Source organism: [Mycobacterium] manitobense (assembly GCF_025821665.1).
Taxonomy (GTDB): domain Bacteria; phylum Actinomycetota; class Actinomycetes; order Mycobacteriales; family Mycobacteriaceae; genus Mycobacterium; species Mycobacterium arseniciresistens.
Genome location: NZ_JACKSJ010000026.1, coordinates 56,160 through 61,455, shown reverse-complemented (window position 1 = coordinate 61,455; position 5,296 = coordinate 56,160). Strand labels below are relative to the sequence as shown.

The 5,296-nt window shown below is 68.6% G+C and carries 9 protein-coding genes; 4 read left to right on the top strand and 5 right to left on the bottom strand.

Going from position 1 to position 5,296, the window contains the following annotated elements; translation table 11 throughout:
* Positions 1-819: LmeA family phospholipid-binding protein (locus tag H7I41_RS04340; RefSeq protein WP_372503672.1), on the top strand; the 819-nt coding region annotated here is incomplete at its 5' end.
* Between the two features lie 7 nt (positions 820-826).
* Here the strand turns inward: H7I41_RS04340 and H7I41_RS04335 are convergent.
* The gene (locus tag H7I41_RS04335) at positions 827-1,504 is read right to left on the bottom strand and encodes a cutinase family protein (RefSeq protein WP_264011338.1); all 678 of its coding nucleotides are present in this window, start codon (positions 1,502-1,504) and stop codon (positions 827-829) included.
* Between the two features lie 248 nt (positions 1,505-1,752).
* Here H7I41_RS04335 and H7I41_RS04330 point away from each other — a divergent pair, with 248 nt between their 5' ends.
* Positions 1,753-1,926, top strand: a complete 174-nt coding sequence (locus H7I41_RS04330) for a CsbD family protein (RefSeq protein WP_264011331.1) — start codon at positions 1,753-1,755, stop codon at positions 1,924-1,926.
* A gap of 99 nt (positions 1,927-2,025) precedes the next feature.
* Here H7I41_RS04330 and H7I41_RS04325 read toward each other — a convergent pair whose 3' ends face one another.
* Positions 2,026-2,709: a guanylate cyclase gene (locus H7I41_RS04325; RefSeq protein WP_264011337.1), complete on the bottom strand. Its 684-nt coding sequence runs from the start codon at positions 2,707-2,709 to the stop codon at positions 2,026-2,028.
* Between the two features lie 42 nt (positions 2,710-2,751).
* On the opposite strand from H7I41_RS04325, the gene H7I41_RS04320 reads away from it, so the two are divergent.
* The gene (locus H7I41_RS04320; protein ID WP_264011330.1) at positions 2,752-2,910 is read left to right on the top strand and encodes a hypothetical protein; all 159 of its coding nucleotides are present in this window, start codon (positions 2,752-2,754) and stop codon (positions 2,908-2,910) included.
* Here H7I41_RS04320 and H7I41_RS04315 read toward each other — a convergent pair.
* Genes H7I41_RS04315 through H7I41_RS04305 form a run of 3 tightly spaced genes read right to left on the bottom strand, consistent with a single transcriptional unit; the run spans position 2,907 to position 4,554 of the window.
* Entirely contained in the window at positions 2,907-3,698 is a 792-nt protein-coding gene (locus tag H7I41_RS04315; protein ID WP_264011329.1) for an adenylate/guanylate cyclase domain-containing protein, read from the bottom strand. The genes H7I41_RS04320 and H7I41_RS04315 overlap by 4 nt on opposite strands.
* Before the next feature lie 10 nt (positions 3,699-3,708).
* On the bottom strand, positions 3,709-4,083 hold the full coding sequence (locus H7I41_RS04310) for a limonene-1,2-epoxide hydrolase family protein (RefSeq protein ID WP_264011328.1): 375 nt from the start codon (positions 4,081-4,083) through the stop codon (positions 3,709-3,711).
* A gap of 39 nt (positions 4,084-4,122) precedes the next feature.
* The gene (locus tag H7I41_RS04305) at positions 4,123-4,554 is read right to left on the bottom strand and encodes a hypothetical protein (protein ID WP_264011327.1); all 432 of its coding nucleotides are present in this window, start codon (positions 4,552-4,554) and stop codon (positions 4,123-4,125) included.
* A 128-nt stretch (positions 4,555-4,682) separates the two neighbouring features.
* On the opposite strand from H7I41_RS04305, the gene H7I41_RS04300 reads away from it, so the two are divergent.
* The coding region (locus H7I41_RS04300) for a DUF222 domain-containing protein (RefSeq protein WP_264011326.1) at positions 4,683-5,296 on the top strand (614 nt) is incomplete at its 3' end.

Sequence of the window (5,296 nt, the reverse complement as noted above, 5' to 3'; positions counted from 1 at the left end):
CCGGCCCCGCCAGTACCGCCGCCGGCCCCGCCGGCCCCGCCGTTGCCGCCGGCAGCGCCGCCGCAAGCTGACGCGCCCAAGCCATCCAAGCGGGGGTCGCTGCTGGGCAACAAGCAGTCGGTCATCCTCATCGCGGTCATCGCCGTCGCGGCGATCGTCGGTGGCCTCGCGGGCGCCGAACTGTATGCCCGCAGCCGGGCCGACAGCATCCTGGTCGAGGTCGCCGAATGCGTGGTCGACGACGGCGCCACCATCTCCTTCGGCGTGAACCCGCCGTTCCTGTGGCAGCACATCACCGGCCACTACACGAACATCTCCGTCGTCACCGCCGGTGACCGCGTGCAGAGCGCCAACGGGATGACCGCGGACGTCACGCTCGAGGACATCCGGCTGCAGGAGAACGCGGACTCCAAGGGCACGATCGGCTCGCTGAACGCGACGCTGACGTGGAAGTCGGCCGGTATCAAGGACACCGTGGCGGACAACCTGCCCGGCGTCGGGAGCCTGGTCACCGGCGTGCGGACGGATCCGGCGGCGGGCACGATCATCCTCGACGCAGGGGACTACAGCGTGACGGCCAAACCCGTCGTCGCCGACGGCAACCTCGACCTGCAGGTCCTCGACGTCAACGGGCCGCTGCCGAAGGACACGGTGCAGTCGGCGCTGAACGACCTCACCAAGAAGCTGAACGACAACTACCCGCTCGGCATCCACGCCGACAGCGTCGAGGTCACCGACACCGGCGTCGTGGGCACCTTCTCCAGTCAGAACGCGTCGATCCCCAAGGAGGACGCCGACCCCTGCTTCGCCCGGCTCTGAGCGCCGTCTACATCGGCGGTGGCGGCAGGGGTGGCGGCGGTGGGGTCAACCGGCCTGCGGCGAAGGCAGCGCCCTGATGGGTCAGGCCGTTGGCGACGTACAGGCCGTGCAGATGCCCGTCGGCGCCGGGACTGCAGATCGGGTCGCCCGGCACACACAGGTTCAGTGACTTCGCCGCCAGCGGCTCGCTGAGCGGGACGGCGGTGGCGCCGTACTTGCGCAGCACCTGATCCGTCGGCTTGCCGAAATAGACCACGGCGGCGATGTGCTCACCGACCTCCGGGGGCAGCGGCGCGGGCACCGCCTCGGGCGGGAGGCCCTGCGGCGCGGTTCCGGAGGCGACGAAATCCGCCACGACCGCGCCCTGTGAGTACCCGCCGAGCACGATCCTGGTGGCCGGGCAGGCCGCCGCGGTGTTCTGGATGTGCACGGCCGCGTCCCGGGCGCCGTCCACGACGGTCCGCTGGAAATCCGGGCTGGCGAAGTCGCCGGAGGCCGCGTAGTTCACCGGATACACCGCCAGGCTCCGCATGCCGAGATGCCACCGGAGCGCGTCGACGAAGGACTGTCCCGGTGCGCCGACACCGAACGGCTCGTTGGTGCCGCGAGCGAACACCACCTCGACGTCGGTACACGGCGGCGGCTGCGCGGACGCCGGTGCCGGCCCCGCCAGCAGCGCGAACATCGAGGTCACAGCCGCGCCCACCACGGTTGCGCCGCGCCGGAAGCCGTATGCCCACGGGCGCACCCGTGCCTGTGAAGTCAAAAAAGCCACCGAAAAGTCCCCACCCCGTCGCAGAATCCCGGACCCGACGTGAATGTTAGCTGCGTCTCGCCGGATGCGTGTGCGGGTTTCGGCGCGAGGCTCGGAGGGGTACTTCAAAGCATCGGCCCGGGCTTCCGGGCCGGATCGCCAACGAAGGAGTGGGCACCGTGAGCGGCACCGATAAAGCGAAGAACAAGATCGAAGACCTCGGCGGCAAGGCCAAGGAAACCCTGGGACGGGCGACGGGCGACCGGACGACCGAGAACGAGGGCCGCGGCGATCAGTCGAAGGCCAGCCTCAAGGACGCCGGCGAGAAGGTCAAGGACGCGTTCAAGAAGTAATCGCATCACCCCCGGTCGTTGACCGGGTTCTGGAAGCGCGCCCATGGCGGATTTAGTCCGTTGTGGGCGCGCTTCGTGCGTTGGTGACGCAAGCCCGGGTCAACCGCCCAGCGTCACCGGTATCTCGTCGCTCAACCGGTAGCCATCGGCGAGCGGCAGGTCATCACCGCTCCAGAACTTGCCCGGGTCGAACCAGCTGTAGTGCTTCTCCGTGGTGAGCAATCCCATCTGCTCGTATGTGATGGCCACCGTCTCGGCGCAGTAGGCGGTCTGCAGGCCGGCGTTCACCTTCTCGGCCTTCCTGCGCTGCGCGGCGGTGCGAACTTTGCGGTCCACGAACGGGATTCCCCGCACCCAGTCACTCGCCGTGGGAACGCGACCACGGAACCATCGGCCGGTCAGTCGGGCGGTCGACGGGAACGGCGTGCCGTCCATGCGGGCGATCACCTTGAGTGCCAGGTCCTCCTGCTCGCGCGTCGCGTACGGGCTGAGCTGACGCAGCCAGCACCGCTGCCCGTAGTTCTGCATCCACCGCTCGGCGGCCTCCCGGGCATCGTTGAGCTGGACGCCGCGGTGATGGTCGCCGGTCCACAGGTCGAGGAGCTTGTCGCCGAGTTCGGCATGCCAGATCAGCGGCGGCATGTCGTCGACGGCCACCGTCATGCCGACATGGTTGACCGGTGCGTTCGTCATCGTCTGGATCGCCCGGTCCGGACCGGAAGCGCCGCGGAACAGCCAGATGTCACCCGTGCGGGTCTCGTTCAGCGCCTGCGTCAGCGACACCGTGTTCGCACTCACCAGCGCAGCTTAGGCACACTGTCGATCATGCGGAGCATCTGGAAGTGGGTTGGGCTGGCCGGTGTGGCGGGCGTGGTGGCCGGGGGTGCGCTGGTGGCGCGGGACCAGCGCAAGCGCAATGCGTATACCGCCGACGACATCCGCGCCCGCTTGCACAGGCGGCTGGAGGAGGCTGACCGCGCCTAGTCGGAGACCGCGTAGAGCCGGTAGGACCCCTTGAATCCTTTGAGCTCCGCGTCGCGGCCCTCGTCGAACGTGACACCGTCGCAGTCGGCGCCCTCACAGGCATCGCGCACCGAATCGCTGACCAGGATCTCGCCGCCCTCTGCCTGTGCGGCCACCCGGGCGGCCAGTGCCACGTTGCGGCCGAACAGGTCCTCACCGCGACGCACCGACTTGCCCGAGTGGATACCGATTCGCACGCGAATGCCGTTCGGCCGCTTGCTCAGTGCGCGTTGCAGGTCGACGGCGCAGCGCACCGCCTGATCCGGCTGGGCGAACGCCACCATGAAGCCGTCGCCCTGACTCTTGACGACGTGGCCGCCGTGGTTCTTGACGTGCCGCTGCACCAGGCGGGCGTGCCCGCTGATCAGCCGTGTCCAGGCCCGGTCGCCGATCCGGTTGTTGAGCGTGGTGGAGTCCTCGATGTCGGAGAACATGATCGCCACCTTGCCGTCGGGGGCGAGCCGAGCCAGGTCGGGTCGCTCCACCTCGAACCAGTCGGCGAGGTCCTCGATAGATGTCCGGATGGCGCCGCCGAAGCCCTTCTCGCGGACCAGGGTGGCGGTCTGCCACATCGTCTTCACCGCTTCACGGCCGCCGCTCAGGAGCATGTTGCGCGTGTCGTATCGACGGTGCAGCTCCTCGGCCTCCTGGCGACTGCGCGTCAGGAGTACCCACAGCACCGCGATGGCCACGGCCTCTGCCGCCGCGACGGCGCCGAGCGCGTAGGCAGCGGTCTGCAATCCGCTCACTGCTGTCCGGCTAGCTGAACGCGTTGGTGATCGTGGCCATGTCGAAGTAGTCGCGCCATGCCGCGATTCTGCCGTCTGCGATCTCGAACACCCCCATCACGGGTAGTTCGATGTCGGCGCCGCCGGGGCGACGCATGACGTCGGTGCGTTCGTTCATCACCAGGTCGCCCATGCTCACCTGCCGATGTACCCGGAACTCGAGGTGCTCGAAGTTACCGAGGAAGTCGCGAATGTACTCCTCGATAGCCGCCCGGCCCTGCACCGCGGGCAACGGGATGTTCTGAAAGACAGCATCTTCGGTGAAGAAGCCGGCCAACTCACGGGGGTCGGGGGAGGTCCACCGGCCGCAGAAGTCGGTGACGAGTTCGTCCGCGGATCGCGTCATGCGTCGACTAAACGCGAGCGTCCGCCCGGAAAGCAAGCCTCAGACTTCGGTCGACGATCCCGGTCGCACGATCATCAGAATGGTCACCGCCACCCACAGCAGGTTGAAGATGCCGGTGGTCATGGCGAGTCGCGGCACCGTCGCTCCGTCGAGCACCGCGCGCTGATCGGGCAGGATGCTCGCGACGAGGACGGCGGCGGCGATCGCGGTGAGCGCGATCGAGACCAGCACCCAGGCCTGCGTCAGCACGCCCATCGACAGCGCGGTGCCGATGCCGAGGAGGGGCACCGCCACTCCGACGATCGCGTATGTACGGCAGATCCTGTGGAGGGCGATCGTCACCGGCCCGGCCGCGGCGTCCGGCCCGGCGGCGGCACGCGCGTAGCGCGGGAAGATGCTCGCCGCGACGGCGATCGGGCCGATGGCGAGAATCGCCAGCACCACATGCAGGCTGAGGAAGACGGCGGACATCGGCGTCGACGTTAAGCGACGGCGGGTCGAACGAACGCCGCCTGGACGGACACGATGCGCTGGAATCCGGTCACGGGGGTGTCGCCGATCCGCCAGTTCTGTCGTACCCCTCTGCGATAATCGAATGTATGTTCGATTCGGCGCAGGCAAGCTTCGACCAGGTACTGGCCGTCGCGCGCCCGGAGTCGGTCGAGGCGCGCGAACTGATCTCCGCGGTGGTGGCGGCGGCGCGCCGGGAGAACCAGCAGGCCGCAGCGCGATTGACCGCGATCGGCGACCTCTACGCGGTGCGGTTCGCCGAGCGCGATGAGCTCAGCGACCAGTGGGCCGTGGACACCGAATCGGCCGTGGCCGTCGAGATCGGCGCGGCACTGAACATCGCCTACGAGCGCGCCAAGGATCAGGTCAGCCTCGCCCGCGGACTGCGTGAACGCCTACCCCTGGTCTCGGCGATGTTCCGCGCCGGTGAACTGACCCTCGACATCGTCACCACTCTGCTGCAGCGCACCACCCTGATCACCGACCCCGCCGTCTTGACCCACGTCGACGCCACCCTGGCAGGTGCGGCGGCCCGGCTGATGCGGCTCAGTTACGGCCAGGTCTGCGGATATGTCGACCGCGTCATCGCCACACACGACCGGGACGCGGTGCGGCGCCGCCAGAAAGCAGCCGACGAGCGTGAGATCTGGGTCATCGACGGCCTCGACGGCATGAGCAGTATCGGCGGCACCATGCCCACCGC